Raw genomic sequence first — 25,457 nt, forward strand, 5'->3', positions numbered from 1 at the left:
TGTGCGGTATCGCACTAGTGATGCGTGGGTTTCGGGAATTACGTGCGCCGAAGCAGAGGTTATCTGTCGGCGCATCGTAGACCCAACCAACTGGACCAGATCCGAATGACCGAGACCCTCGACCGCTACGCGCCGCAGATGCTGAGCGTGTTCCGCATTGCCATCGCGCTGCCCTTCATCGCGCACGGCACCCAGAAACTCCTCAACTTTCCGGCGTCCGAGATGTCGGCGCCGCTGTTCTCGCTGCTTGGCCTTGCCGGCTTCCTCGAGATTGTCGGTGGAATCCTCGTGCTGATCGGCCTGTTCACCCGCGCGACGTCGTTCGTTCTGTCCGGCCTGATGGCCGTCGCCTACTTCATGGCCCACGCGCCGGCGAGCTTCTTCCCGGCCCTTAACGGCGGCGACGCGGCGATCCTGTGGTGCTTCGCGTTCCTCTACCTTGTCTTCGCGGGCCCGGGTCCATGGAGCGTCGACGCGAGCCGCAGCGGCTCGACTGTCGCGGCATGATCCAGAACGGGGGCCTTCGGGTCCCCGTTTTCGTTCAGGAGCCGACCGCCTCGGCTGCGATAAGGCGGCAGTCGAGGTCGCGCAGCAGGCTGTCGATGTAGCTTCGTTGCTCGGACGTCGGCTGCTGGAAGCGCGGGTAGATCGGCATCTCGCGGTCGTTCATCACCGGGGCATGCCAGCCGGTCGTCGTTTCGCAGAACCGTATGACGCCATCCTCTCCGAACAGCTCGAGATAGCCGAGGATCACCGTCTCGAGGTAGCTCAGCAGGATTGGGTGCGCCGTGTCGGGCGGGGAGAGCAGCCCTTCGGCGACTTCGTAAACGGCGGTGTCGGCACGCTCGCCGTCATTGGTGACCTCGTGCGTCACATCGCGGCGCAGGTAGGCGCGCTCGCGCTCGTCCAGCGCCTCCCAATCGGCACCTGGGACATCGGCGACGACGCCTTCGATCTCTGCATCCTCGTGACGCTCGACCGACAGGAAGGCGAGGGGGCGCAGCGTCGAGTGCCGCCAGACCCGGCGCCAGCCTGAGAGGCGGGCGATCCGGGCGTTGGGATAGTCATGCGTGGCGAGGTTGACGAGGCTGCCGTAGCCGAAAAATCTGGGTGTACTCATTCCCGAGCCCGTAACACGCGGGCAGGGCGCGCGGCCAGCGGACGGAGCGCGAAGAGAAGCCCGGCAAGCAGCGTCGCGAGCACTCCGCCCACGATGACGGCGATTGCCGAAGGCCAGACGACGGAAAAGCTCGTCTCCATGATGAAATGGCAGACGGCCCATCCCCCCGCGATTCCGGCGGCGAGCGCGACGAGCCCGGCGGCGAGGCCGAGCAGGGCGGAGCGTAGCGCGAAGCTTGCGAGGATGCGCGACCGGCTTGCGCCGAGCGTCTTCAATACCGCGCTTTCGTAGGTGCGGGTCCTCTCACCCGCCGCAGCTGCCCCGATCAGCACGAGGAAGCCGGTCAGCAGCGTCGCTGCCGCGCCGTAGCGCGTGGCCGCCGCGATCCCGCCGAGGAGTTCGACCACCCGGTCGATCGCGTCGCGCACGCGGATCGCGGTGATGTTGGGATAGGCGTCGGCGAGGTCGCGCAAGATCGCGGCTTCCGCCTCCGGCTCGGCGTAGACCGTGGAGATCCAGCTGTGCGGGGCGCCCGCCAGCGTGTTCGGGCTCATCGAGATGATGAAGCCGATGCCAGCCGTCTCGAAGTTCACTTCCCGGAAGGAGGCGATCTCGGCGGTGAACTCACGCCCGAGGATGTTGACTGTCACGGTGTCGCCGAGTTGCAGGCCGATCTCCGCGGCTTCATCCGCCGAGAAGGACATGAGGGGTGGGCCATCGTAATTTTCCGGCCACCATTCGCCTGCGGTGATGGATGTGTTGTCGGGCAGCTCTTCGGAGTAGGTGATGCCCCGGTCACCCTGGATCACCCAGTGGCCGCCGGCGACCTCGGTCGCGGGCTGGCCGTTGATCTGCGTGATGACGCCGCGCAGCATCGGGGCGCTGTCGACCCGAGACACGGCGGGATCGCCGTCGAGCCGTTCGCGGAAGCCGTCGATCTGGTCGGGCTGAATGTCGACGAAGAAGTAGCTCGGTGCGACGTCGGGCAGTTCGGTCGAGATCGCGTTGCGCAGGTTCCCGTCAATCTGTCCGACGGAGGCGAGCACCGTCAGGCCGAGACCGAGCGACAGGACGACAGACGTCGTCTCCCCTCCGCGCGCGCCGATGGCGCCGAGGGCAAGCCGCAGGGCAGGGCGGCCCCGGCTGACGCGGGCCAAGCCCCGAGAGACCCGCCGGGCGAGGAGGGCCGCCAGCGCGAGCACGATCAGCGCGCCGACGATGCCGCCGGCAGTTATCAGCGTCAGCTCGACCGTTCCGGAAAAGAGCACCGCCGCCCCGACGAGCAGTGCGAAGAGCACCGCCGTGATCGCGAGGTAGCGTGGCGCGGGCAACGCGCGGCCGCCGGAGAAGGCATCGCGGAACAGGGTCGCGGCGCGGATCTCTTCGGCGCGGGCGAGGGGCCAAAGCGTGAAGATCAGCGCGGCGAGGATGCCGTAAAGCGACGCCTCGATCAGCGGGCGGGCATAGATGCCGAATTCCGCCGGTATCGGCAGGTTCGCCTGGATCAGCGGCGAGAACAGGTTGGGCACGCCGACGCCGAGAATGAGACCGATCACCAAGCCGACGATGGTCAGCACGCCGATCTGGATGAAGTAGGTCTGGAACACGGTCGCACGGGTCGCACCGAGCGTCTTGAGCGTGGCGATGACCTCTGTCTTGCCGGCGAGGTAGGAGCGAACGGCGGAACTCACCCCGACGCCGCCGACCGCAAGGCCGGACAGCCCGACGAGGATGAGGAACGCGCCAAGCCGCTCGACGAACTCGCTGATGCCGGGGGCGCCTTCGCGGGCATCGCGCCATCGCAGGCCGTCGTTGCGGAACCGCTCTTCCGCTTCGGCCTCCAGCGCGGCGAGGTCGGCGCCCTCGGGCAGGTCGAGGCGGTATTGCGTGTCGAACAGCGTGCCTTCCTGCAGCAGGCCGGACTGGCCAAGGTCCTCCGTCCGGACCAGCGACACGGGGCCGAGGCCGAAGCCGCTGCCGGAATTGTCGGGATAGCGTTCGAGGATCGCAGTCAGAACGAAGTCCTGATCGCCGAGGCGGAACGTGTCACCGGGGGACAGGCCAAGCCGGTCGGCGAGCACGCGCTGCATCAGCCCGCCGGGCAGGGTGCCGTCGCCCTCGAACGCTTCGGCAAGCGGAATTTCGGGGTCCAGCACGGCGGTGCCGGCGAGGGGGTAGAGGTCGTCGACCGCCTTCACCTGGGTGAGCGCGCGCTCGGGCTCGTCCCGGTCGACCACGGCGAGAGAGCGGAACTCGACCACTTCGGAGATGCGGTCGGCGATGCTCTCCATCCACTCGAGCTCCACATCGCGGGCGAAGCGGTAAGTGAATTGAACCTCCGCATCGCCACCGAGCAGGGCCGCGCCTTCCCGCGTCAAGCCCGCTTCGATCGCGGAGCGGACAGTGCCGACCGCGGCGATGGCCGCGACGCCGAGAGCGAGGCAGGCGATGAAGATGCGAAAGCCGGAGAGGCCGCCGCGCAGCTCCCTCCGGGCGATGCGGGCGGCGACCGGCCAGCTCATTCGGCGGCGCTCGCCGTGGCGGCGGAGCTTTCGATCCGTCCATCGCGAAGGCCGACGACCCGGTCACAGCGGCGGGCGAGATCGAGCGAGTGCGTCACCATGATGAGCGTCGCGCCGTGCCGGTCGCGCAGGCCGAAGAGCAGATCCATGATCGCGCCGCCGTTCGTCTCGTCCAGATTGCCGGTCGGTTCGTCAGCAAGAAGGATGGCCGGCCGCGGCGCGGAGGCACGGGCGAGCGCGACGCGCTGCTGTTCGCCCCCGGACAATTGCGAGGGGTAGTGGTCGCCGCGATGGCCGAGGCCGACGGCCTCGAGTTCCGCCGCCGCGCGGTCGAACGCATCGCGTATGCCGGCCAGTTCCAGCGGTGTCGCGACATTCTCAAGCGCGGTCATTGTCGGGATCAGGTGGAAGCTTTGGAAGACGACCCCCATATTATCCCTGCGAAACCGGGCGAGCGCGTCTTCGTTCATGGAGGTAAGGTCTTGGCCGAGCGCCATGATCGATCCCGACGATGCGCTTTCGAGCCCGCCCATGAGCATGAGGAGCGACGACTTGCCCGACCCGCTTGGCCCCACGAGACCCAGCGTCTCCCCCCTGTTCACCGACATCGAGATGTCGTGCAGGATGTCGACCCGACCCGCGTTGCCCATCAGGGACAATGAAACGTCGGACAGCGAAAGAATGGACTCTGGCATACGGGGTCTTTCGGCTCTGTTCGGCTCATTCCGATATGGGGCTGTTCGCCGCGCCTGCAATATAGGCGCCGTTGTCATGGTTGCCGGATGCGCCACCGCAGACGCCGATACGATCACGATTGCGGCGTTTGGCGACAGCCTTACCCAAGGCTACGGACTGCCCGCACAGCAAGGCTTTGTGCCCCAGCTCGAAGAGTGGCTGCGCGCGAATGGCGCAGACGTGACCGTGGTTAACGCGGGGGTCTCGGGCGACACGACGGCGGGGGGGCTCAGCCGCGTCGACTGGGCGATCACGCCCGAGACGGACGCGATGATCCTGGAACTCGGCGCGAACGACTTCCTGCGCGGTATCGACCCCGCAGTGAGCCGGGAGAACCTCGACGGCATTCTCTCCGTCGCAGACGAGGCCGGGCTGGAGACGCTGCTGGTCGCCATCCCCGCGTCCACCAACTACGGCACTGAATTCAAGACACAATTCGACGGCATGTACGTCGACCTCGCCGAGAAATACGACGTGCCGCTCTACCCGAATTTCATGGAGCCACTGGGCGAGGGCGAGACGGTCGCCGGGGCGGCGGAACAGTATCTTCAGTCCGACGGCCTGCATCCGACGGCGGAGGGCGTCGCCCTGATCGTCGAGGGGATCGGGCCGTCCGTGCTCGAGCTTATCGAGGGGCTCGAGTGAGGTGCCCGGCCGGTTTTTCCTAACCCGGCCGATGGACGAGGTCGCCGATTTCCTCGGCGTTCGCGACGTCCCGAACGATCCGCCGCGTCACAACATCCAGCCGGGGCAGGAGGTGCTCACCCTCACCCCCGGCGGTGTCGAACGGATGCGGTGGGGGCTGATCCCGGTCGGTCGCAAGAACGCGCGTGGCCGTCCGGTGATGGAAACCCTCGTGAACGCGCGCTCTGAGACCGTCTTCGACAAGTCGGCCTATGAGGGTGTCCGTCGGGCGATCGTCGCGGTCGACGGCTGGTACGAGTGGACTGGCAAGCCGCGAAACAAGACCGCATGGCGTATCTCTGCGAAGGACAGCGGGATGCTCGCCTTCGCGGCGATCTACGACGTTTGGACTGCGCCGGGCGGGCTGCAATTGCCTCAACTGGCGACAGTGACGTGTGCGCCCAATGACGATGTCGCGCCGATCCACGACAGGATGGGCGTGCTGCTGCGGCCTTCCGACTTTGACACGTGGCTGCACGGCGGCGAAGACGCCGCCGCCGCGCTCATGGCGCCCTGGCCCGACGGTCTGCTGGAGATCGCCGAGGCGGAAGGCGTCGACTGGTCCGGGCCCTGAGGCTCAGATCAGCTCGAGGTTGACCGCGCTTTCGCGACCGTCCCGGCCGCTCTGAAGCTCGAAGGACACCTTCTGGTTATCCTTGAGGCCGGTCAGGCCAGAACGCTCCACCGCGCTGATATGCACGAAAATGTCCTTGCTCCCGCCATCGGGGGCAATGAACCCGTATCCCTTGGTCGTGTTGAACCATTTGACGGTTCCGGTCGCCATCGTCTTCTCCGTATCTTTCCGCTCGCAGGATGCAGCGGGTCGGCTCGTCAGTGCTCGTCGTTCACTGGGCCGGGTCGCGGAGACAGCAGGTAACCGAGATAACGCGCAGTCAGATTTTATCGTGGGCACCCTGTTTCGGGCAAGAGTTTTTGCCGGATCGACGTGCGAACGCTCAAGAGGTCATCGTTGCGTCGCCGGTGGCCGACAAGATTGGGCACGACGGGGACCAGCCCTTCAATCGCAGAACGGCGTAAGTCACACTCAAGCGGTACCGGAAGAATAGAGGAGCGAGGGTATGTTCAAGTTTCTGTTCGGACGAAAATCCGATGTGCCGCAAGTGGTGCGGGAAACTCAGCGAGAGACGATCGAGCGCGCCCTTGGCGAAATCAACGAGATCACGGCGCTGATGGACCCGAAGCCCAAGTTCGTCGTCGACGGCCAAACCGGCCATCTTGAGCTCGACTTGCCCGATCAGCTGCCGGACGAAGCCTTGGCTTTGCCGTCTCCTGCCGATGAACCGGAGACGGACGAGGCGAAACCGGCGAACCCGGTTCCGGCCTGACCTCAGATGAGTGCGAAGTCGTCGAAGAGGTGACGCACGGGTTTGCGTGGGCCCGGCTGGGGAATGCGGAGCTTGGGCTGTTCACGGGCGTCTTGGCGGCGGTGTCTCATTTTCGGTCCTGGTCAATTCTGCGTTGCGTCTTGCGGGGTCAACGGCATGTTCAGGGTCTGGTTCCAACCCGGTTTGCAACCGCGATCGCCCTTGTTTCATTCTGAAATGTGCAGCGTGAGCAGCTCAGATCGCGGCCCAGTCGGTGAAGCGGTAGGTCTTCGGACTCTTCGGTCCCGGCTGGCGAGTGACGGGTGCAGGTTGCGGGGCGGGTTGTGCGTGGTGTGTCATGGGTCGGGTCCTCCGGTGTGATGCCAAGAGGATGGGGACGATCGGCCCTGACAGACAAAGTCGCGCCGTTGAAAGCGGAGAACCAGCCGCTGCTATCCGATGACATCGTGCGAAATCAAACAGTTGCGACGTCGGCGGGAACTGCCGTCGGGCATCGTTGGTTCGCTCCGGGATGGCAGATGCGTCGCCTGCCCGATCCGCGCGGCGTTACGGATGGAGAAAGACATGTCCCTGAAGAGAGTCGCGAAGACCGCCCTCAAGACCTATGCCCGGAACAGCCGTCGCAGCGGCCCCGTCAACCGTACGTCGACTGTGGGTCACAGCCCGGGGACCTATCGCCCGGGTTCGACCAAACAGAAGGCGGCACGGACCGCCGTTCGCGAAGTCGGCAAGGCGTTGCGGCGCTTTTGACGGCGCAAACTGACCGGCCGAAGTGGCGCGTCCGTTGGGCGCGCCTTTTCTCTTGGCATCAGCCGATGACGCCCTTCTTGAGGATGATGTTCCCGTACAGCCGGGTTTCGCCGGTCTGGACGATCACGAAGGCCTCGGACGCGCGCTGATAGAAATCGAACCGTTCGAGAGAGGCGATCGGAGCGGGGTGATCCGCCGTCTCATCGATGATCTTCTGAAACTCACCGAAAATCGGCGGCGCCTCGTCCGGCTTGCCGACGACCTGCATCGTGAGCGCGGGGTCGGGGACGAAATTGTCGAGCGGCATAAGAGAGAGGACCGCCTGCAAAACATCGGTTGCGTCCAGTCCGTCCAGCCGGATGGCTGTCGGTCCCAGAGACGAGGCCGGGAAGTTCGCATCGCCGAGCACGATGTCGTCGCCATGCCCCATCGCGGCAAGCGCGTGCAGCAGGTCGGGCGAGAGAATTGGTGGAATGTTTCGCAGCATTGGAGCCCCTCGGAGAATGTCTCGGACACTCTATCCGGTTGGGATCAGCTTGCGTAGGGGGTGGCGCGCCGGAACACCGGCGCGCCGATCGCCTCAGGCGAGAGCGAGGTTCGTCGCGCTCGAACGGCCGTCGCGGCCGGATTCGATGTCGAACGTCACTTTCTGGTCGTCACGCAGGCCGGTCAGGCCAGAACGCTCGACGGCGGAGATGTGCACGAACACGTCCTTGCCGCCTTCGTCAGGAGCGATGAAGCCGAAACCTTTGGTTGCGTTGAACCATTTCACGGTGCCAGTGGCCATGTGAAGATTCCTTCCGTTTTGTCTTGCTGCCCGCAACATGCGGCAGCCCGGCTCGGTCACGTCTGGTTCGAAAACTGTGAGCCGGGTCGCGGAAAACAGAAGGGTCGAAGAGAAGATCGGTCGCAGCCATCTCTATGCGCTCTTTTGTGAGTCGTTGCAAGCGGCGCAGTTCTCAGGATCATGTGACCGCGCAACAGTCGACTTCAGGAATTCTTAAGGTCGATCGGTTTGTCTGTCGGCATGAGAGCGCATGTCCAGTCGGCCCCCGCGACGTTCCGTTTCTGCACCCTCTCCCTTTCGAGGGAGGGGGACAGGCTGCTGATCGAACACCTCGATCTGTTCCGGGCGAGCTACTGGGACGAGGTTCGGCGCCGGCCCCTCGTCACTGACTGCATCGTCGTGCTTCCCGACCACCTCCATGCGATCTGGTCGTCGGCCGGGTCGGTGAAGTACACGGCCGGGCGCTGGTCCCGCATCAAGGCCGGCTTCACCCGACGCCTGAAATCCCGGACAGGTGTCCGCGAAAGCCCGTGGATGCCGGGGGTTCTGCAACATCGTATCCGCAGTCTGCCCGACCTCGAGGCGCACCGCCGGCTGATCTGGACCAATCCGGTGCGCCACAATCTTGTCCCCCGGCCGGAGGACTGGCTGGTGACATCGCTCCACCGCGACCTGAGGGAAGGGCGAGTGGATGATGCCTGGATGGTCGCATTGGGCGCCGGACCTGCCGAGGAACCAAGGCCCGGTTGAGCTCAGGCATGCCGACCCGTCATCAGGCCGCTTGCGATGATGAGAGCGAGCACACCGTAGAAGGCGAGCGCGGTAGCGACACCGGCACCAGAAAACAAGGTGAGAGAGGCGGCGAACAATGCGCCGTTAAGTCCGATCAGGGTGCGTGCCACGAGTAACCTCCGTTCTGGCTGACCAGAGGCATTTTGGCGAACGGGCTTTAACCGTCGGTCAGCAAAGCCGGGTCATTTGAAGGCGATACCGCGTGACATCGTGGCAATCGTGAACCTGCCCTTAACCCCGACTGCCTTATTCCAGCTTCATGACTTCGTACCGACGGCTGCGCGTCCCGGGCGGCACATATTTCTTCACGGTCTGCGCGGTCGGGGAGGGATCGACGATCCTCACCGATCATGTGGACCTTCTGAGGCGAGCCTGGTCCGATACCTGTCGGGACAAACCGTTCAGGACAATCGCCGCGGTGGTCCTGCCGGATCATCTGCATGCGATCTGGACGCTGCCGGCGGGCGACTCCGACTTCTCCAACCGATGGGGCATGCTCAAGGCACGTTTCACGCGGCGGTATAGGGCGCGAATGGGCTATGCCCCGATACCTCGATCCATGTCGAAGGCTCGCAAAGCCGAAGCCGGGGTCTGGCAGCGCCGCTTCTGGGAGCATCATATCCGAGATGCGGCGGACCTCCGTGCGCATCGGGAGTATTGCTGGGCCGATCCCGTCCGGCATGGACTCGTCGCGCAGCCGGCGGACTGGGCGTTGTCATCCCTGCAGCGGGAGGTCCGAGCGGGCCGGATCGGGGCAGACTGGCGACCGGCGAGTCTCGAGGGTCCGGGTAGGATGGGTGAACCACCCATCCTACGAGACTCACATCACCTCAGCGGGTGAACTTCTTGAACTTCACGCGCTTCGGCTCCAGCGCGTCCTCGCCGAGGCGGCGCTTCTTGTCCTCCTCGTAATCCTCGAAGTTGCCCTGGAACCACTCGACATGGGCCTCGCCCTCGAAGGCGAGGATGTGCGTGCAGATCCGGTCGAGGAAGAAGCGGTCGTGGCTGATGACCACGGCGCAACCGGCGAAATCCACCAGGGCGTCCTCGAGCGCGCGCAGCGTTTCGACGTCGAGGTCGTTGGTCGGCTCGTCGAGCAGCAGAACGTTGCCGCCGGACTTCAGCAACCGCGCCATGTGCACCCGGTTGCGCTCACCGCCCGACAGCAGGGAGACCTTCTTCTGCTGGTCGCCGCCCTTGAAGTTGAAGGCCCCGCAATAAGCGCGGGAGTTCATCTGCGCGTCGCCGAGCTGAATCACTTCGCCCCCGTCCGAGATCACCTCCCAGACGGTCTTGTCGGCGTCGAGGTCGTCGCGGCCCTGATCCACATAGGACAGCTGGACCGTGTCACCGTACTCGATCGACCCCTCGTCGGGCTGTTCCTGCCCGGTCAGCATCTTGAACAGCGTCGACTTGCCGGCCCCGTTCGGGCCGATCACGCCGACGATGCCGCCCGGCGGCAGCGAGAAGGACAGGTCCTCGATCAGGAGCTTGTCGCCCATCGCCTTCTTCAGACCTTCGACCTCGATCACCTTCCCGCCAAGCCGCTGGCCGTTCGGGATGATTATCTGTGCCTTGCCCAGCTTCTCGCGCTCGGACTGGTTGGCGAGCTCCTCGTAGGCGCTGATCCGGGCCTTCGACTTCGCCTGGCGCGCCTTCGCGCCCTGGCGCATCCACTCGAGCTCCCGCTCCAGCGTCTTCTGCTTGGACTTGTCTTCGCGGGCTTCCTGCTCCAGCCGCTTCGCCTTCTGCTCCAGCCAGCTGGAATAGTTGCCCTCGTAGGGAAGGCCCCGGCCGCGATCGAGTTCAAGGATCCAGCCGGTGATCGAGTCGAGGAAATACCGGTCGTGGGTCACGATCAGGATCGTGCCCTTGTACTCGATCAGGTGGTTCTGCAGCCACGCGATCGTCTCGGCGTCGAGGTGGTTGGTCGGCTCGTCGAGCAGCAGCATGTCAGGCGCTTCGAGCAGCAGCTTGCAGAGCGCGACGCGGCGCTTCTCACCGCCCGACAGCGTCGTCACGTCGGCCTCGTCCGGCGGGCAGCGCAGAGCCTCCATCGCGACGTCGATCTGCGCGTCGAGATCCCAGAGGTTCTGACTGTCGATCTCGTCCTGCAGCGTCGCCATCTCTTCCGCGGTCTCGTCGGAATAGTTCATGGCGAGCTCGTTGTAGCGCTCGAGGATCGCCTGCTTGGCGGCAACCCCTTCCATCACGTTCTCGCGGACGGTTTTCGCTCCGTCGAGCTCGGGCTCCTGCGGCAGGTAACCGACGCGGGCGCCTTCGGCGGCCCATGCCTCGCCGGTGAAATCCTTGTCGTGCCCCGCCATGATCTTGAGCAGGGTGGACTTACCGGCGCCGTTGACGCCGACGACACCGATCTTCACGCCGGGCAGGAAGGAAAGGCGGATATTCTCGAACGTCTTCTTGCCGCCGGGGTAGGTCTTGGACACCCCGTCCATGTGATAGACGTACTGGTAGCTTGCCATGATCGTCGGTCCTCCGGGGAATGGTTTTCGCGCGATCTACAGTCTGGCCGGGGCGGGTGCAATCGAGGAGGCGCGATCGCCTCAACTTCACCACGGGCGAAGTTTTTCCGGAACTCTGATGACGATCCCGTGTTTGTCACCTGACATGGCGGACGATATCAACGGGACACAGTACGACGAACGTACGAAAGAGCTGCGGGCGATCCGCCGCCTTATCGGGGCGATGTTCATCATCGCGCTGTTCGGCACACTCTACTTCGCCCGTGCCCTGCTGTTTCCCATCGTTCTCGGGTTGCTGATTGCGCTGACCCTGCGGCCCGTGGCGCGCAGCTTTTCGAGGATCGGAATTCCCCTCATCGTTTCAGGCGTTTCGCTGATCGCGGCCTTCTCGGTCCTCGTCGGCGGCGCGATCTATTTCGCCAGCGGCCCGGTCGGTCGATTGGTGAGCCGGGCGCCGGAGATCGGTCAGGACCTGCAGTTCAAGCTGCGTCACCTGCTGCAGTCGGTCGACGACGTGCAGGAGGCGTCCGAGCAGGTCGAGAACATGACCACCGGCGGCGACGGCGTGCAGCAGGTCGTGCTGGAGCAGGGTGGCTTGCTGTCCAACGTCGTAGGATCACTCGCCAGTGCGGGCACGTCGCTCGCCGTGGCGACGGTGCTGGCGATGTTCTTCCTCGCTTCCGGCGACTTCTTCCAGCAACGCGTGGTCGAAGTGTCCCGCCGCCTTCAGGACAAGAAGCGCGCGCTGATCATCGTGCGCGACGTCGAGCGTCAGATTTCCCGCTACCTCGCCGCGATCACGATCATCAACGCCGGCCTCGGCGTGTGCATCTGGCTGGCGCTCTGGCTGATCGGACTGCCCAACGCACACTTCTGGGGCATCGCCGCCTTCCTGTTGAATTTCCTGCCCTTTATCGGTGCGATGATCGGCGTCGTCGGGGTCGCGATGGTGTCTGTCGTGACGTTCGACTCGATCGGCTACGCGGCGCTTTGCCCGGCCGCCTACCTTGCGCTTACCGCGCTCGAGGGGAACGTGGTCACGCCCTCGCTTCTGGGCCGTCACCTTGCCATCAACGTGACGGCCGTCTTCCTGACGGTCACGCTCTGGGTATGGCTCTGGGGAATCGCGGGGGCCTTCCTCGCCGTGCCCGTGCTGGTGATCCTCAAGGTCCTGTGCGACCATGTGCCGGCGATGAATTCCTTCGGCCTGTTCCTTGGCTCTGGCGAGTCCAAGCGAGGTTGAAGGTGAATTGCGGGGACAGGCCCTGCGACAGGCAAAGCATTGTTTTTAGGGCCTCGTCCGCAATAATCCGTCGGAAGGCGGCCATGGTCGGGCAGGTCACCGCCGCTGGACAGGCGCTGAGCAAAGAGGCCGCCGAGCTGTGCGAGTTGATGGCGTAGTTTCACCTGTCGGCTGAAGATGATGATCCCGCTATTGTCGAGCCGCTTCACGTCGGCGCCCGCCCCGACCCGCGCACTGCCGCCATCGGCGCTCCCCATCACCGCCTTCCGCCGTTTGACATTTCCTGGCGGGACGTCTCTTATCCCCTAAAACGTTTACGACCGCCATCAATCATGGCGGGACGACCTTTGGGAGGAGACCGAAGATGAGCTATCACGCGGCAGAAGATCGCTATGAGAAGATGGTCTACCGGCGCTGCGGCGCCAGCGGACTGAAACTGCCGGCCATCAGCCTCGGGCTGTGGCACAATTTCGGGCACGATTTCCCGCACCAGACGAAGCGCGAGATCTGCCTGACCGCGTTCGACCACGGCATCACGCACTTCGACCTCGCCAACAATTATGGCCCGCCCCCGGGCAGCGCCGAACATGCGTTCGGCTCCATCATGGCCGAGGACCTGAAGCCCTACCGCGACGAGCTCATCATCTCTTCCAAGGCCGGCTACGACATGTGGCCCGGGCCCTACGGTGAATGGGGCAGCCGCAAGTACCTGATCGCCTCCTGCGACCAGTCGCTGAAGCGGATGGGCCTCGACTATGTCGATATCTTCTACTCTCACCGTTTCGACCCCGACACGCCGCTGGAAGAAACGATGGGCGCGCTCGATTACATCGTGCGCTCGGGCCGTGCGCTTTATGTCGGGATCAGCTCCTACAACAGCGACCGCACGCGCGAGGCGGCAGCGATCCTGAAGGACCTCGGCACGCCCTGCCTGATCCACCAGCCGGCCTACAACATGCTGAACCGCTGGGTCGAGCGTGACGGGCTGAAGGAAACGCTGACCGAGCTCGGCATCGGCTCCATCGCCTTCACGCCGCTCGCCCAGGGCATGCTGACGAAGAAGTATCTCGGCGGCATTCCCGACGACAGCCGCGCCAGCCAGAACAAGTCGCTCAATCCGTCGATGCTGTCCGAGCGTGCGGTCGAGAACATCCGCAAGCTCAACGAGATCGCCGAGAACCGCGGCCAGACGCTCGCCCAGATGGCGATCGCATGGGTGCTGCGCGAAGGGGGGATCACCTCCGCCCTGATCGGGGCGTCGCGGCCAAGCCAGGTGATCGACTGCGTCGGCGCCGTCGGCAACCTCGAGTTCAGCGCCGAAGAGATCGCGCAGATCGACGAGTATGCCGACGAGGAGAAGATCAACCTCTGGGCGCGCTCCTCGGATGCCTGACGCCGGGTATGCCACCCGGCCACTCGCACCGGAATCCTGGCAGCCCTATGCCGATCTCGTCGATCGTCACCATCGCCGCAAAGGCGTCGCCGCCCGGGCGCTTGAGGGAGCAATGCCCCTCATCGCCGAAGCGGGCTGCGGCACGGTCGGGGCCTGTCCCGAGGAGCTGACCGGCCAGAAGACCTCTGCCGGTTTCCTGTGGGGCGGCACTCTCAGCCTGTTCGAGCGGGCCGGTTTCGCGCCGCACCGCAAGATCGGAAAGCACCGCTGGATCGTGCGGCGCAATATCGAAAGGACACTCCAATGATCCGCAATCCCGTGCTGAAAGGCTTCAACGCGGACCCGTCGTTCCTTCGCGTGGGCGAGGATTACTACCTCGCCGTCTCGACGTTCGAATGGTATCCGGGCGTGCAGATCCACCATTCCCGGGGCCTCGTGAACTGGCGGCTGGTCTCGCGACCGCTGGACCGTGAAGCGCTGCTCGACATGCGCGGCAATGCCGACAGCTGCGGTGTCTGGGCGCCCTGCCTGAGCCACGACGGAGAACGCTTCTGGCTGGTCTACACCGACGTGAAGCGGCTCGACGGCAACTTCAAGGACGCCCACAACTACATCACATGCAGCGAGACGATCGACGGGCCCTGGTCCGACCCGTGGTACGTGAACTCGTCCGGCTTCGATCCGTCGCTGTTCCACGATGACGACGGGCGGAAGTGGTTTGTGAACCAGCAGTGGAACCACCGCGGCCCCGGCACCGGCGGCAACCCTGCCCACGCGAGCTTCGACGGGATCCTCTTGCAGGAATGGTCGCCCGAAGAGGGGCTGATCGGCGAGGCCGAGAACATCTTTCCCGGCTCCGACCGCGGCCTGACCGAAGCGCCCCACCTCTTCAAACGGGACGGCTATTACTACCTGACAACCGCCGAGGGCGGGACGGGCTACGATCACGCGGTGACGATGGCGCGCAGCCGTGACATCCACGGCCCCTATGAGCTGCACCCCGAGACGCACCTGATCTCGACCAAGGGCACGCAGGGTCCGATCCAGCGCACCGGCCACGGTCAGTACGTGGAGACGCATTGGGGCGATCACTACCACTCCTTCCTGATGGGCCGGCCGATGCCGGGCCGCGACGGCACCGGGCGCTACTGCCCGATGGGGCGCGAGACTGGGCTGGAAAAGGTCGTCTGGAAGGACGGCTGGCTGTGGCTCGAGGAGGGTGGCACCGTGCCGCGCACCGAGGTGCCCGCGCCGGTCGATGTCGCTCCGGAGCCGGAAGTCGCCATCGACTACGGGTTCGATGCCGGCCTGCCGATGGACTTCCAGTGGCTGCGCACGCCCGCGCCAGAGCGGATCTTCCGCACCGGCGACGGTGCCCTGACGCTGTTCGGACGCGAAAGCCTCGGCAGCTGGTTCGAACAGGCGCTCGTCGCGCGCCGGCAGGAGCATTTCGCCTACACTGCTGAAACGGAAGTCGATTTTGCTCCGACGACCTACCAGCAGGCTGCCGGCCTCACGACCTATTACAACCGTCACAAGTTCCACGCGCTGCTCGTCACGGATGAACCCGGGATCGGCCGGGTGCTGACAATCCTGTCCTGTCCCGGCGACTGGCCCGAACAGCGGCTCTCGATGCCGGCCGAGCCGGTGGCGCTCGCCGACGGCCCGGTCGAGATGCGGGTCGTGGTCGATCATGCCGAACAGCAGTTCTGGTATCGGCAGGGTGGCGACTGGCAGCCGTTCGGTCCGGCCCTCGACGCGAGCGTGATCTCGGACGAGGGCGGACGGGGCGAACATGCCTCCTTCACGGGTGCCTTCGTCGGCATGGTGGCGATGGACACCTCCGGCCGGGGCCGCGAGGCGCGTTTTTCGCGGTTCCGCTACGCCCCCGCCGGCACCTGAATTTTCGAAGGAAATTCGTGAGACCCGACAGATGATGAGTGAACTCTGCCTGTGCGACCCGTCCGGCAACCTCGAGGTGCTGATGACCCACGATGGTCATATCGAGGCGCCGAACTGGCATCCGGACGGATACCTCGTGGTCAACGGAGGGGGGCGGATATTCCGCGTCCCCCTCGACGCGCCCGAGCTGCTGCCGATCGACACGGGCTTTGCCGACAGGTGCAACAACGATCACGGCCTGTCGCCCGACGGCCGAACGCTCGTAATCTCCGACGCCAACGAGCACGGCAAGAGCTGCATTTACACCCTCCCGGTGGAGGGCGGCGCGCCGACCAAGGTCACCCGGCGACAGCCTTCCTGGTGGCACGGCTGGTCCCCCGACGGTAGCCTGCTGACTTATGTCGGCGCGCGGGGCGACCGGGTGGTCAAACCCTTCGTCAGCAATGTCGACGGCAGCGGCGAGCGCTGCCTGATCGAGACCTTCGACCATGTCGATGGCACCGATTTCTCCGCTGACGGGACATGGGTCTGGTTCAACGGAGAGCGGGACGGTCAGGTCGATCTCTGGCGCATCCGCCTCGACGGCTCCGACCTGCAGCGGATGACCGACGGGCCGAGCGTCGACTGGTTTCCGCACCCATCGCCGGATGGCCGGCATGTCATCTGGATCGCCTATCCGCCGGGCACCGAAGGCCACCCCGGCGGGCTCGACGTCAGTCTCTGGATCATGCCGCAGGACGGCGGGGCAGGGACCGAGCTGGTGGCGCTGCATGGCGGGCAGGGCACGATGAACGTGCCCAACTGGTCGCCCGACGGCGAACGCTTCGCCTTCATGCGCTATTCGCGCTAGGTCGCTCCGAAAGCCTTGAGGGACGTCAGGTGAGACACGGGTTCCCAGTTGCGCGTGCTGGCCAGGTCATCGGCCTGCTCGGCGGATCGTTCGATCCGCCGCACGAGGGACATGTGCATATCTCCCGGACCGCGCTTCGCCGCTTCGGCCTCGATCAGGTCTGGTGGCTGGTCTCGCCGGGCAACCCGCTGAAAGCGAAGGGTCCCGCGCCGCTCGAGCGCCGGCTCGCCGCTTCGCGCGAGATCATGCGCCACCCGTCGGTGCAGGTGACCGACCTCGAGGCGCGGCTCGGCACCCGCTACACCGCCGAGACGCTGGAGCGGCTGCGCGCACTCTATCCCGGCGTGCGCTTCGTCTGGCTGATGGGGGCCGACAACCTCGCCCAGCTTCACCGCTGGCAGGACTGGGAAGAGATCATGCTGAGCGTGCCGGTCGGCGTTCTCGCCCGGCCCGGTCAGCGCATCTCGGCCCGGATGTCGAAAGCCGCCCGCATCTACCGCGAAACCCGCCTGCCGGCGCGCGCCTCGCACCTGCTCGGCCGGGCAGAGGCGCCGACATGGTGCTTCGTCAATCTCCAGATGAGCGGCGCGTCCTCGACCGAGATCCGCGCCACGGGCGGCTGGACCTAGGTGCCGGTCGCCTCCCGCCAGTGACGCCGGCAGAGCGAGACGTAGGTCTCGTTCCCGCCGATCTGCACTTGCGCGCCATCCCGCACCGCCTGACCGTCCGGTCCGCGCCGGATCACCATCGTCGCCTTGCGCCCGCAGTGACAGATCGTGCGCACTTCCCGCATCTCGTCGGCCAGCGCCAGCAGCGCGGCAGAGCCTGGGAACAGCTTGCCCATGAAATCCACGCGCAGCCCGTAGCACATCACGGGGACGCCGATGTCGTCGACCGCGCGGGCCAGCTGCCAGACCTGCGCCTCGGTCAGGAACTGCGCCTCGTCCACGAAGACGCAGGCACAGGGTCCCTCGTCGAGACGCGCCTGCACCCGGGCCATCAGATCGTCCTCGGGCCGGAAAGTCGCAGCCTCCGCGCCGATCCCGATCCGACTCGCGATGCGGCCCGATCCGGCCCGGTCGTCATGCGCGGCGGTCAGAAGGAACGTCTCCATCCCCCGCTCGATATAGTTGTGGGACGCCTGGAGGAGCACCGTCGACTTGCCGGCGTTCATCGTCGAGTAGTGGAAATAGAGCTTGGCCATGGGCGACGGGCTAGCCCGCCGAACCGGGCTTATCAAGCGGCCGGCGGCGGTCAGAGCCGCTCGACGATGACCGACCCGACGGAATAGCCGGCCCCGAAGGAACAGATCAGTCCGAGATCGCCGGGCGCCAGCCCGTCCCGATTCTGTGCGAAGGCGATGATCGACCCGGCGGACGACGTGTTGGCGTAGTCCTGAAGGATGTTGGGCTGCTCGCCCGGCGCTGGCTCGCGGCCCAGCACCTTCTTTCCGATGAAGTCGTTCATCGACTTGTTCGCCTGATGCAGCCAGAGCCGCTTCAGCTGATCCGCGCCGATCCCCTCGTCGTCCATATGGGCCGCGATATGCTCGCTCACCAGCGGCAGCACTTCCTTGAAGACCTTCCGGCCGTTCTGCATGAAGCGCATGTCCCGCCGGTCTTCCATCTGGTTGTGCGCCGACCGCAGGAAACCGTGGTTGTTGCGGATATTGTTGGAATATTGCGTCGCCGCGCGGGTGGACCGGACAAGGAAGCCGCCAGCCGCGTCCTCTTCGCGTTGAAGCAGCACCGCCGTCGCCACGTCGCCGAAAATGAAATGGCAGTCCCGGTCCCGCCACTCGAGATGGCCGGAGGTGATCTCGGGCGACAGTACGAGGGCCGAACGGATCGACCCTGCCCGGATCATGTCCGCCGCAGTCTGGATTCCGAAGGTGGCGGAGGAGCAGGCGACATTCATGTCGAAGGCGAAGCCCGCCGTGCCGAGGATCGACTGCACCTCGACCGCAATCGCCGGATAGGCGCGTTCGTGGTTGGAGGCCGCGCAAAGGATCGCATCGACCGCGTCCGGCGCGACACCGGCCTCTGCCAGCGCCGCCTCCGCCGCCTTCACCGCGATCTCGGCCATCAGCGAGGGCTCGCCGTCCTCGCGCGGGGGCAGGTCGGGATACATCCGGTCGGGATCGAGCACGCCTTTGCGGGTCATCACGAAGCGGCTCTCGATGCCCGAGGCCTTCAGGATGAAGTCGGACGAGGAATGCTCCTTCGCCGCCACCGTGCCGGCCTCGATCTCCTCGGCATGGTCGCGGTTGAACCGGTCGGCATAGTCGTTGAACGCCGCCACCAGCTCGTCGTTTGTGATACGCTCGGGCGGTGTGAAAACGCCCGTCCCGGAAATGACGGCGCGATACATGGGGCCCCTCCCTGACAGTCCGAAGAGCGTGACGGCCCCGTCCGCGCTTGTCCAGAGCGTCGACGCAACGTCCCCCGCGCTCGGCACTTCTTCATTCCCGCTCCCTAGGGTGCCCGCCGAACCGAAACCACGAGGGTGCTTCCATGACCGACCATTTCCGGGCCAGCGTCTCCGGCCTCGACTCGCCCGCTTCCGGCCTCTTCGCGATCACGCCCGACGATGGCGCCGACCTTGCCATCGCCACGCGCGCCATCGTCGCCGCGACGTCGGGCCATGTCCGCGTCACGACGATCGACGGCAGCGAAGGCACGCTCTTCGTCGCCGCCGGCGCCCCGATGCCGGTGCGCGTCGCGCGGGTCTGGGCCACGGACACGGATGCCACCGGGCTGGTCGGCCTCTACTAGGCACCTCGTCCATTGGCTTCTTTGGGCTTCAAATATTTCTCGGGGGTGAATTGGGCCAGAGGCCCAAGAGGGGGCAGACAGCCCCCCTCGATCCGCTCGCCCGCAAGGGCGGGCTGACCCTGCGCGCGCGGCACGCGCGCTCCGCAAGGTCAGGCCTTTCGAGGTCAGCCCTGTAGAGAGCGGACCCGCATTTCCTCTTCGCCACGCGCCTTCATGGCCAGCGCGGCGGCATGTGCGCCGGCGGCGGTCGTGTAGTAGGGAATCTTGTCGGCCAGCGTCACCGCGCGCATCGACCGGCTGTCCTCGACTGCGGCCGCGCCCTCGGTCGTGTTGAAGACGAGGTCGACGTGCCCGTCCTTCAGGCGGTCGACGATGGTCAGCCCGCCCTCGTAGGCCTTGTTCACGAGGTCGGCCGCGATGTCCTTTTCCTTCAGCCAGGCCGCCGTGCCGCGCGTCGCGAGCACCGTGAAGCCGAGCCCGACCAGGATCGAGGCCGCCTCCGCCATCTGGTCCGTCTTGTCGGCGTCGCGGATCGAGATGAAGACCGTCCCGCTCTCGGGCAGGTTGGTGCCGGCTCCCATCTGCGCCTTCAGGAATGCGAAGGGGAAGTTGCGGGCCCAGCCCATCACCTCGCCGGTCGAGCGCATCTCGGGGCCCAGGATCGTGTCGACGCCGGGGAAGCGGTTGAAGGGCAGCACGGCCTCCTTGACCGAGAACCACGGCGTCTTCGGATCGGCCAGCGTGAACGGGTTGCCGAGCGGCAGCACGTCCATCGGGTCCGCCGCCTCCGGGTAGGGCTCGCGGCCGGGGAAATTCGACAGCGGCTCACCCGCCATCAGCCGCGCGGCGATGGAGGCGATGGCACTGTCGGTCGCCTTGGCCACGAAGGGCACGGTCCGGGACGCACGCGGGTTCACCTCGATCAGGTAGACCACGTCGTCTTTCACCGCGAACTGGACGTTCATCAGGCCGACCACCTTCAGCGCGCGGGCGAGCGCGGCCGTCTGGCGCTTCAGCTCCTCGATGATGTCGTCTGAAAGGGAGTGCGGCGGCAAGCAGCAGGCGCTGTCGCCGGAGTGCACGCCGGCTTCCTCGATATGCTGCATGATGCCCGCGACATGGACCGCCTCGCCATCGCAGAGGCAGTCGACATCGACTTCGGTCGCACCCGACAGGTAGCTGTCGAGCAGGACCGGCGACTTGCCGGAGACGACGACGGCGTCGCGGATGTAGCGCTTCAGCCCCTCCATGTCGCGCACGATCTCCATCGCGCGGCCGCCCAGCACGTAGGAGGGACGGATCACCAGCGGGAAGCCGATGTCGTCCGCGATCGCGAAGGCTTCCTCGTCGGAATGGGCGATGCCGTTCTTCGGCTGCTTCAGCTCGAGCTTGTTGACCAGCGCCTGGAACCGCTCGCGGTCCTCGGCAAGGTCGATCGCGTCGGGCGTGGTGCCGAGGATCGGGATGCCCGCCGCCTCGAGGTCGTTGGCCAGCTTCAGCGGGGTCTGGCCGCCGAACTGCACGATCACGCCATGCAGCGTGCCCGCTTCCTGCTCCACCCGCAGGATCTCCCTCACGTGTTCGAAGGTCAGCGGTTCGAAATACAGCCGGTCCGAGGTGTCGTAGTCGGTCGACACCGTCTCCGGGTTGCAGTTGACCATGATCGTCTCGTAGCCCTGATCGCTCAGCGCGAAGCAGGCGTGACAGCAGCAATAGTCGAACTCGATACCCTGGCCGATGCGGTTCGGACCACCGCCGAGGATCACGACCTTCTTGCGGTCGGTCGGGCGGCTCTCGTCCTCCACGTCGCCCATCACCGGGCTCTCGTAGGTCGAATACATGTAGGGCGTCTGCGCCTCGAACTCGGCGCCGCAGGTGTCGATCCGCTTGAAGACGGCCGTCACACCAAGCCGGGTGCGGGCGCGCCGCACCACGTCCTCGTCCCGCCCGGTCAGCGCGGCGAGGCGGGCGTCGGTGAAGCCCAGCATCTTGAGCGCGCGCAGCCCGTCGGCGGTGACGGGCAGCCCCTCCTTGCGGATACGCTGCTCGGCATCCACGATCTCGCGGATCCGGGCGAGGAACCACGGATCGAAGCTGGTTACGGCCTGGATGTCGTCGTCGGACAGCCCGTGCCGCATCGCCTGAGCGATGACCCGGAGCCGGTCCGGCGTCGCCTTGGCCAGCGCCTTGGTGATCGCCGCGCGGTCGGGGGCGCCGGGGATCTCGATCTCGTCGAAACCGGACAGCCCGGTTTCAAGCGAGGCGAGTGCCTTCTGCATCGATTCATGGAAGGTCCGGCCGATCGCCATCGCCTCGCCCACCGACTTCATCGAGGTGGTTAGGTTCGGCTCGGCGCCGGGGAACTTCTCGAAGGCGAAGCGCGGGATCTTGGTGACGACGTAGTCGATGGTCGGCTCGAAGCTCGCCGGGGTCACCTTGGTGATGTCGTTGTCGAGTTCGTCGAGCGTGTAGCCGACGGCCAGCTTCGCGGCGATCTTGGCGATCGGGAAGCCCGTCGCTTTCGACGCCAGCGCAGAGGAGCGCGACACGCGCGGGTTCATCTCGATCACGACCATGCGGCCGTCCTCGGGGTTGATCGCCCACTGGACGTTCGAGCCGCCGGTCTCCACCCCGATCTCGCGCAGCACGGCGATCGAGCCGTTGCGCATCTCCTGGTATTCCTTGTCGGTCAGCGTCAGGGCCGGGGCCACGGTGATGCTGTCGCCGGTGTGGACGCCCATCGGGTCCACGTTCTCGATGGAGCAGACGATGATCGCGTTGTCCGCCTTGTCGCGGACGACCTCCATCTCGAATTCCTTCCAGCCGAGCAGGCTTTCATCGACGAGGATCTGCCCGACGGGGGAGGCATCCATCCCCGTCCGGCAATAGTGCATGTATTCTTCGCGGTTGTAGGCGATCCCGCCGCCCGTGCCGCCGAGCGTGTAGGCCGGGCGGATGATCGCCGGCAGGCCGATGTCCTCGAGCGCTTCCAGCGCCTTGGCGACGCCCGCGTCGAGGTCGTAGTTCTTCTTGCCCTTCGGCGCGGAGATGATGGTCGCTTTCGGGTTCTCGAGACCGATCCGGTCCATCGCCTCGCGGAACAGGGCGCGGTCCTCTGCCATCTCGATGGCGTCCCGGTTGGCGCCGATCAGCTGGACGTTGAATTTCTCCAGCACACCCAGGTCGGCGAGCGCGAGCGAGGTGTTCAGCCCGGTCTGGCCGCCCATGGTCGGCAGCAGCGCGTCGGGGCGCTCCTTCTCGATGATCTTGGCGACAACTTCGGGGGTGATCGGCTCGATGTAGGTCGCGTCGGCGAGGCCGGGGTCCGTCATGATCGTCGCGGGGTTCGAGTTGACGAGGATGACGCGGTAGCCTTCCTCACGCAGGGCCTTGCAGGCCTGGGCCCCGGAATAGTCGAACTCGCAGGCCTGGCCGATGACGATGGGACCGGCCCCGATAATCATGATGGACTGAATATCGGTACGTTTTGGCATGGTCATTCCCTCGACAACACCCGAGTCGGACGGTCCGGCTCGGGCAAATTGATGTGCCTTATAGATAGCGGACTGTTGGGTGCAACCCCGCGCGCGCCGTGCCTCCGGAGGTCGGGGAAACCGGAATGGACCCACGCGCCGCGAGCGGCTTTCCTAAAGGCGTCATTCATTTCGACAAACCATTTTTTAAGGGAGACTTCAGATGTCACTATTCAGGACAATGGCGTCCGCCATGTTGCTTTTGGTCTGCGGGCAGGGGGCTGTTGCTCAGGACCTCAACGTTACCCTCGAGAGCAACGCGATCGTCCGGCCGGAACGCGCGAGCGCGCTCAACATGTTCGATGGGAAATTCGTCAACGAGGCCTTCGTCGACCGGCTGACCGACCGGCCGGTTCTGCATTGGGAACTGGTCGAAAACGGCGACGCTCCGTTGCTCGCGATCACGATCCAGCGGCCTCGCCGGATCGAGACGGTTGTACTGACCGAACCGCTTCCAAATGCGGGCCATCGGGTGCAGGAAGGCGGCCAGCAGCGTGCGGGTATGTTCGGCGGCTACCCGATCCTGTTCCGCGCGGAGACGGAAACCTCGATCTCTCTCGATCCCGACACGTGGGACTTCTTCGGAGAGCCCGACTCGCCCTACATGGTTTCGACCACCGAAGTTCAGGTCCGGCGGGTGCCCCGCATCCACGGTCAGGGGCAGGGCCTTTGGGTGCCGGCTTTCTCGGTGACCGAACAGGCGTCAATGCCCACTGGCTCCGCGCCCTGGCGCGTTGCGGTCGAGATCAACGCTCCCGATGGCCAGACGCTCGGCGGCAGCAGCATGACCACGCAGGCGTCTTCGAGTTCCGACTCGACAGCGGACGCCTGTGCCGAATTCGGCGAAGCCCGCGCCGAGTACGCACGTCAGCAACTCGAGGAGATGCGCGATGGGGCGCTGAACGACTTCAACATGTCGGTCGGCTCCAGCATCATCGCGGCCTACGTCGGAGCGCGCTTCGGGCCTCAAGGAGCCGGCGCGGCCTCCAGTGCCGTGGCCACCGGTGTCGAGAACAGCTCCAGCTATGGCCTCGAGGCAACCTTCCGTGCGCTTCAATCCTGGCAGCACGCCCAGATGGTCACGGCCGAGCAAATGATCAACGAGGCGATCTGCCGGGCTGCAGCGGGGATCGATCCGAGCATCGCCGCCGCGCTGATCGAGATCATGCCGCAGGCTGGCGGCGGACCCGCTCCCGGCGCTCAACTCACGGCTGTCTGTCTCGAATGGAGCGAGGACTACGAGACTTTCGAGGAGGTCGGCGAGGGCGAGTATGAGCTCGTCCTCCACTCCGGCAAGTGCGTCCGCTTCACGTTCCTCTGGCTCGAGACCTGACCTCAGGCCTCCGAGCCGTCCGAAAAGACCTGCGGGCGCGGCTCCGGCTGCGCCCGTTCGCGTATGGTCGCCACGAACAGGATCGACAGGGCCAGCAGCGACAGCGAGCCGAGCACCACCGGCAGGTTCAGCGCCTCGGGGGCAAGCGCAACCGGACCGGTGCCGGCCAGCGTCAGCGGCAGGGCGCACCCGATGATGACGAGACCTCCGGTCCGCAGCCCGAACCGGTCGAGGAGGTGGGGCATGAAGGCCAGCGCCGGCAAATAGGCCGACGGCCCCGCATAGGGCGTGACGAAGGTCAGCGCGGTCAGTGCTACGGGCCACGTCAGCACGTGGATCCGCTCTCGCCCCGTGATCGCCAAGGTGGTGAAGGCCAGGGTCGCGGCCATCACGATGGCCGAGGTCATCTGCCACGCATCGGGGCGGATCGCCGCCTCGGGCCAGGCCCAGGTGCCCAGCATCGCGTCGAGCGACCAGCGCCCTTCGGTCGGCGACAGGCGCAGCGCCTCGAGCGCGGCAAGGTAGTCCTCGTGCATCGGCGCACCGGCGACCGCGACCGACAGGCTCAGCACGATCGCACATGTGCAGAGGAAGACCGCCGTCTCGCGCCAGCGGCCGGCAACCAGCCAGAGCGGTGCAAGCAACGCGACATGGATCGACAGCGACGTGGCCCCGGCAAGCGCGAGGCCGGCCACCAGCGGCACCTTCGACTGCGACCGCTCGATCGCCGCCACCGTCAGGAAGCCGGCGAGGATCGCCGACTGGTCACTCGCCAACGCCTCCGTCCCCGGCAATACGAAGAGCATCGCCACACAGCCCACGGCCGTCATCATGGTGGTCGAGACGTCCCGTGCCTCGATCGGGCGCGCGGCGATCCAGACCGACCCGGCGAGCAGCACCGGCGCGGTCGCCACGATCATCAGCTTCAGCGCGCCGAATGGCAGGAGCTGCACGCCCCACGAGGCGAATACGGCCCAGATCGGCAACATCGCGAAGGGGGCAAGTGCCCCGTCCGCGCTGTAGACCGCCGCCTCTTCGCCGAGCGCCAACAGGTGTCCGGCAATGAATAGTTGTCGGACTTCAGGGGCGGACTGGTGGGCAAACAGCAGCCAGCACGCCGCCCAGAAGGCGGCGACGACGATCGCCGTGTAATAGGCCGGATGTCTCAATTTCTGCCCGATCCGGTTCGCGCTCTCGAGGGCGCCGT

At 65.9% G+C, this 25,457-nt stretch carries 26 protein-coding genes; 14 read left to right on the plus strand and 12 right to left on the minus strand.

The window, feature by feature from the left end; all coding sequences use genetic code 11:
- The first annotated feature begins 105 nt into the window (after positions 1-105).
- Positions 106-507, plus strand: a complete 402-nt coding sequence (locus I8N54_RS03955; RefSeq protein WP_140193814.1) for a DoxX family protein — start codon at positions 106-108, stop codon at positions 505-507.
- A 34-nt stretch (positions 508-541) separates the two neighbouring features.
- Here the strand turns inward: I8N54_RS03955 and I8N54_RS03960 are convergent, their stop codons facing one another.
- The 3 genes from I8N54_RS03960 to I8N54_RS03970 are packed head-to-tail and all read right to left on the minus strand — an operon-like array spanning position 542 to position 4,337.
- On the minus strand, positions 542-1,120 hold the full coding sequence (locus I8N54_RS03960; RefSeq protein ID WP_140193813.1) for a gamma-glutamylcyclotransferase family protein: 579 nt from the start codon (positions 1,118-1,120) through the stop codon (positions 542-544).
- The gene (locus I8N54_RS03965) at positions 1,117-3,642 is read right to left on the minus strand and encodes an ABC transporter permease (RefSeq protein WP_140193812.1); all 2,526 of its coding nucleotides are present in this window, start codon (positions 3,640-3,642) and stop codon (positions 1,117-1,119) included. The genes I8N54_RS03960 and I8N54_RS03965 overlap by 4 nt, the downstream gene beginning before the upstream one ends.
- The gene (locus tag I8N54_RS03970; protein ID WP_140193811.1) at positions 3,639-4,337 is read right to left on the minus strand and encodes an ABC transporter ATP-binding protein; all 699 of its coding nucleotides are present in this window, start codon (positions 4,335-4,337) and stop codon (positions 3,639-3,641) included. Before I8N54_RS03970 ends, I8N54_RS03965 begins: the two co-directional genes overlap by 4 nt.
- 76 nt (positions 4,338-4,413) lie before the next feature.
- Here I8N54_RS03970 and I8N54_RS03975 point away from each other — a divergent pair, with 76 nt between their 5' ends.
- Both I8N54_RS03975 and I8N54_RS03980 read left to right on the plus strand, forming a co-directional pair.
- Complete coding sequence (locus I8N54_RS03975; RefSeq protein WP_231592499.1) at positions 4,414-5,022, plus strand: arylesterase; 609 nt, start codon at positions 4,414-4,416, stop codon at positions 5,020-5,022.
- 1 nt (position 5,023) lies between these two features.
- Entirely contained in the window at positions 5,024-5,635 is a 612-nt protein-coding gene (locus I8N54_RS03980) for an SOS response-associated peptidase (protein WP_140193809.1), read from the plus strand.
- 3 nt (positions 5,636-5,638) lie between these two features.
- Here I8N54_RS03980 and I8N54_RS03985 read toward each other — a convergent pair whose 3' ends face one another.
- Complete coding sequence (locus I8N54_RS03985; protein WP_140193808.1) at positions 5,639-5,845, minus strand: cold-shock protein; 207 nt, start codon at positions 5,843-5,845, stop codon at positions 5,639-5,641.
- Positions 5,846-6,140: 295 nt separating this feature from the next.
- Between I8N54_RS03985 and I8N54_RS03990 the strand changes: the two genes are divergently transcribed.
- The gene (locus tag I8N54_RS03990; RefSeq protein ID WP_140193807.1) at positions 6,141-6,407 is read left to right on the plus strand and encodes a hypothetical protein; all 267 of its coding nucleotides are present in this window, start codon (positions 6,141-6,143) and stop codon (positions 6,405-6,407) included.
- An 808-nt stretch (positions 6,408-7,215) separates the two neighbouring features.
- On the opposite strand, the gene I8N54_RS03995 is transcribed toward I8N54_RS03990, so the two are convergent.
- The gene (locus I8N54_RS03995; RefSeq protein WP_140193806.1) at positions 7,216-7,644 is read right to left on the minus strand and encodes an RbsD/FucU family protein; all 429 of its coding nucleotides are present in this window, start codon (positions 7,642-7,644) and stop codon (positions 7,216-7,218) included.
- Positions 7,645-7,737: 93 nt separating this feature from the next.
- Complete coding sequence (locus I8N54_RS04000; protein ID WP_140193805.1) at positions 7,738-7,944, minus strand: cold-shock protein; 207 nt, start codon at positions 7,942-7,944, stop codon at positions 7,738-7,740.
- A gap of 240 nt (positions 7,945-8,184) precedes the next feature.
- On the opposite strand from I8N54_RS04000, the gene I8N54_RS04005 reads away from it, so the two are divergent.
- Positions 8,185-8,694: an REP-associated tyrosine transposase gene (locus I8N54_RS04005; RefSeq protein WP_140193804.1), complete on the plus strand. Its 510-nt coding sequence runs from the start codon at positions 8,185-8,187 to the stop codon at positions 8,692-8,694.
- Between the two features lie 2 nt (positions 8,695-8,696).
- On the opposite strand, the gene I8N54_RS04010 is transcribed toward I8N54_RS04005, so the two are convergent.
- Positions 8,697-8,846 (minus strand): hypothetical protein, encoded by a 150-nt coding sequence (locus I8N54_RS04010; RefSeq protein ID WP_197097510.1) that lies wholly within the window; start codon positions 8,844-8,846, stop codon positions 8,697-8,699.
- A gap of 149 nt (positions 8,847-8,995) precedes the next feature.
- On the opposite strand from I8N54_RS04010, the gene I8N54_RS20340 reads away from it, so the two are divergent.
- Positions 8,996-9,577: an REP-associated tyrosine transposase gene (locus I8N54_RS20340; protein ID WP_408635344.1), complete on the plus strand. Its 582-nt coding sequence runs from the start codon at positions 8,996-8,998 to the stop codon at positions 9,575-9,577.
- On the opposite strand, the gene ettA is transcribed toward I8N54_RS20340, so the two are convergent.
- Positions 9,567-11,222: an energy-dependent translational throttle protein EttA gene (ettA, locus tag I8N54_RS04015; protein ID WP_140193803.1), complete on the minus strand. Its 1,656-nt coding sequence runs from the start codon at positions 11,220-11,222 to the stop codon at positions 9,567-9,569. The genes I8N54_RS20340 and ettA overlap by 11 nt on opposite strands.
- Positions 11,223-11,340: 118 nt before the next feature.
- Between ettA and I8N54_RS04020 the strand changes: the two genes are divergently transcribed.
- The 6 genes from I8N54_RS04020 (at position 11,341) to I8N54_RS20125 (ending at position 17,239) form a co-directional block, all read left to right on the plus strand.
- Positions 11,341-12,465, plus strand: a complete 1,125-nt coding sequence (locus I8N54_RS04020) for an AI-2E family transporter (protein ID WP_232790430.1) — start codon at positions 11,341-11,343, stop codon at positions 12,463-12,465.
- A 364-nt stretch (positions 12,466-12,829) separates the two neighbouring features.
- Positions 12,830-13,858, plus strand: a complete 1,029-nt coding sequence (mgrA, locus tag I8N54_RS04025) for an L-glyceraldehyde 3-phosphate reductase (protein ID WP_140193801.1) — start codon at positions 12,830-12,832, stop codon at positions 13,856-13,858.
- A complete protein-coding gene (locus I8N54_RS04030; RefSeq protein WP_140193800.1) occupies positions 13,851-14,165 on the plus strand; it encodes a hypothetical protein in 315 nt (104 codons plus the stop codon). Before mgrA ends, I8N54_RS04030 begins: the two co-directional genes overlap by 8 nt.
- The gene (locus I8N54_RS04035) at positions 14,162-15,760 is read left to right on the plus strand and encodes a glycoside hydrolase family 43 protein (RefSeq protein ID WP_140193799.1); all 1,599 of its coding nucleotides are present in this window, start codon (positions 14,162-14,164) and stop codon (positions 15,758-15,760) included. Before I8N54_RS04030 ends, I8N54_RS04035 begins: the two co-directional genes overlap by 4 nt.
- 31 nt (positions 15,761-15,791) lie before the next feature.
- The gene (locus I8N54_RS20120) at positions 15,792-16,610 is read left to right on the plus strand and encodes a TolB family protein (RefSeq protein WP_232790431.1); all 819 of its coding nucleotides are present in this window, start codon (positions 15,792-15,794) and stop codon (positions 16,608-16,610) included.
- 29 nt (positions 16,611-16,639) lie between these two features.
- Positions 16,640-17,239, plus strand: a complete 600-nt coding sequence (locus tag I8N54_RS20125) for a nicotinate-nucleotide adenylyltransferase (RefSeq protein WP_231592491.1) — start codon at positions 16,640-16,642, stop codon at positions 17,237-17,239.
- On the opposite strand, the gene I8N54_RS04045 is transcribed toward I8N54_RS20125, so the two are convergent.
- Together I8N54_RS04045 and I8N54_RS04050 are read right to left on the minus strand one after the other, a co-directional pair.
- Complete coding sequence (locus I8N54_RS04045) at positions 17,236-17,814, minus strand: thymidine kinase (RefSeq protein WP_140193797.1); 579 nt, start codon at positions 17,812-17,814, stop codon at positions 17,236-17,238. The two genes, I8N54_RS20125 and I8N54_RS04045, sit on opposite strands and share 4 nt — an antisense overlap.
- A gap of 50 nt (positions 17,815-17,864) precedes the next feature.
- Positions 17,865-18,980 carry a beta-ketoacyl-ACP synthase III gene (locus I8N54_RS04050; RefSeq protein ID WP_140193796.1) on the minus strand — a complete coding sequence of 372 codons (1,116 nt, stop codon included), beginning with the start codon at positions 18,978-18,980 and terminating at the stop codon, positions 17,865-17,867.
- Positions 18,981-19,123: 143 nt separating this feature from the next.
- Between I8N54_RS04050 and I8N54_RS04055 the strand changes: the two genes are divergently transcribed.
- A complete protein-coding gene (locus I8N54_RS04055; RefSeq protein ID WP_140193795.1) occupies positions 19,124-19,384 on the plus strand; it encodes a spike base protein, RCAP_Rcc01079 family in 261 nt (86 codons plus the stop codon).
- Positions 19,385-19,548: 164 nt separating this feature from the next.
- Here the strand turns inward: I8N54_RS04055 and carB are convergent, their stop codons facing one another.
- A complete protein-coding gene (gene carB, locus I8N54_RS04060) occupies positions 19,549-22,878 on the minus strand; it encodes a carbamoyl-phosphate synthase large subunit (RefSeq protein ID WP_140193794.1) in 3,330 nt (1,109 codons plus the stop codon).
- 232 nt (positions 22,879-23,110) lie between these two features.
- Here carB and I8N54_RS04065 point away from each other — a divergent pair, with 232 nt between their 5' ends.
- Positions 23,111-24,250 carry a hypothetical protein gene (locus I8N54_RS04065; protein ID WP_140193793.1) on the plus strand — a complete coding sequence of 380 codons (1,140 nt, stop codon included), beginning with the start codon at positions 23,111-23,113 and terminating at the stop codon, positions 24,248-24,250.
- 2 nt (positions 24,251-24,252) lie between these two features.
- Here I8N54_RS04065 and I8N54_RS04070 read toward each other — a convergent pair whose 3' ends face one another.
- Entirely contained in the window at positions 24,253-25,419 is a 1,167-nt protein-coding gene (locus I8N54_RS04070) for a hypothetical protein (RefSeq protein ID WP_140193792.1), read from the minus strand.
- Positions 25,420-25,457: the final 38 nt, after the last annotated feature.

The organism is Pelagovum pacificum (genome assembly GCF_016134045.1).
Classification (GTDB): domain Bacteria; phylum Pseudomonadota; class Alphaproteobacteria; order Rhodobacterales; family Rhodobacteraceae; genus Oceanicola; species Oceanicola pacificus_A.

Excerpts from the sequence above, each read along its gene's own strand:
- I8N54_RS03955 (WP_140193814.1), top strand. The coding sequence starts at position 106 with ATGACCGAGACCCTCGACCGCTACGCGCCGCAGATGCTGAGCGTGTTC.
- I8N54_RS03960 (WP_140193813.1), bottom strand. The coding sequence starts at position 1,120 with ATGAGTACACCCAGATTTTTCGGCTACGGCAGCCTCGTCAACCTCGCC.
- I8N54_RS03965 (WP_140193812.1), bottom strand. The coding sequence starts at position 3,642 with ATGAGCTGGCCGGTCGCCGCCCGCATCGCCCGGAGGGAGCTGCGCGGC.
- I8N54_RS03970 (WP_140193811.1), bottom strand. The coding sequence starts at position 4,337 with ATGCCAGAGTCCATTCTTTCGCTGTCCGACGTTTCATTGTCCCTGATG.
- I8N54_RS03975 (WP_231592499.1), top strand. The coding sequence starts at position 4,414 with ATGGTTGCCGGATGCGCCACCGCAGACGCCGATACGATCACGATTGCG.
- I8N54_RS03985 (WP_140193808.1), bottom strand. The coding sequence starts at position 5,845 with ATGGCGACCGGAACCGTCAAATGGTTCAACACGACCAAGGGATACGGG.
- I8N54_RS03990 (WP_140193807.1), top strand. The coding sequence starts at position 6,141 with ATGTTCAAGTTTCTGTTCGGACGAAAATCCGATGTGCCGCAAGTGGTG.
- I8N54_RS03995 (WP_140193806.1), bottom strand. The coding sequence starts at position 7,644 with ATGCTGCGAAACATTCCACCAATTCTCTCGCCCGACCTGCTGCACGCG.
- I8N54_RS04000 (WP_140193805.1), bottom strand. The coding sequence starts at position 7,944 with ATGGCCACTGGCACCGTGAAATGGTTCAACGCAACCAAAGGTTTCGGC.
- I8N54_RS04005 (WP_140193804.1), top strand. The coding sequence starts at position 8,185 with ATGAGAGCGCATGTCCAGTCGGCCCCCGCGACGTTCCGTTTCTGCACC.
- I8N54_RS20340 (WP_408635344.1), top strand. The coding sequence starts at position 8,996 with ATGACTTCGTACCGACGGCTGCGCGTCCCGGGCGGCACATATTTCTTC.
- ettA (WP_140193803.1), bottom strand. The coding sequence starts at position 11,222 with ATGGCAAGCTACCAGTACGTCTATCACATGGACGGGGTGTCCAAGACC.
- I8N54_RS04020 (WP_232790430.1), top strand. The coding sequence starts at position 11,341 with ATGACGATCCCGTGTTTGTCACCTGACATGGCGGACGATATCAACGGG.
- mgrA (WP_140193801.1), top strand. The coding sequence starts at position 12,830 with ATGAGCTATCACGCGGCAGAAGATCGCTATGAGAAGATGGTCTACCGG.
- I8N54_RS04030 (WP_140193800.1), top strand. The coding sequence starts at position 13,851 with ATGCCTGACGCCGGGTATGCCACCCGGCCACTCGCACCGGAATCCTGG.
- I8N54_RS04035 (WP_140193799.1), top strand. The coding sequence starts at position 14,162 with ATGATCCGCAATCCCGTGCTGAAAGGCTTCAACGCGGACCCGTCGTTC.
- I8N54_RS20120 (WP_232790431.1), top strand. The coding sequence starts at position 15,792 with ATGATGAGTGAACTCTGCCTGTGCGACCCGTCCGGCAACCTCGAGGTG.
- I8N54_RS04045 (WP_140193797.1), bottom strand. The coding sequence starts at position 17,814 with ATGGCCAAGCTCTATTTCCACTACTCGACGATGAACGCCGGCAAGTCG.
- I8N54_RS04050 (WP_140193796.1), bottom strand. The coding sequence starts at position 18,980 with ATGTATCGCGCCGTCATTTCCGGGACGGGCGTTTTCACACCGCCCGAG.
- I8N54_RS04055 (WP_140193795.1), top strand. The coding sequence starts at position 19,124 with ATGACCGACCATTTCCGGGCCAGCGTCTCCGGCCTCGACTCGCCCGCT.
- carB (WP_140193794.1), bottom strand. The coding sequence starts at position 22,878 with ATGCCAAAACGTACCGATATTCAGTCCATCATGATTATCGGGGCCGGT.
- I8N54_RS04065 (WP_140193793.1), top strand. The coding sequence starts at position 23,111 with ATGTTGCTTTTGGTCTGCGGGCAGGGGGCTGTTGCTCAGGACCTCAAC.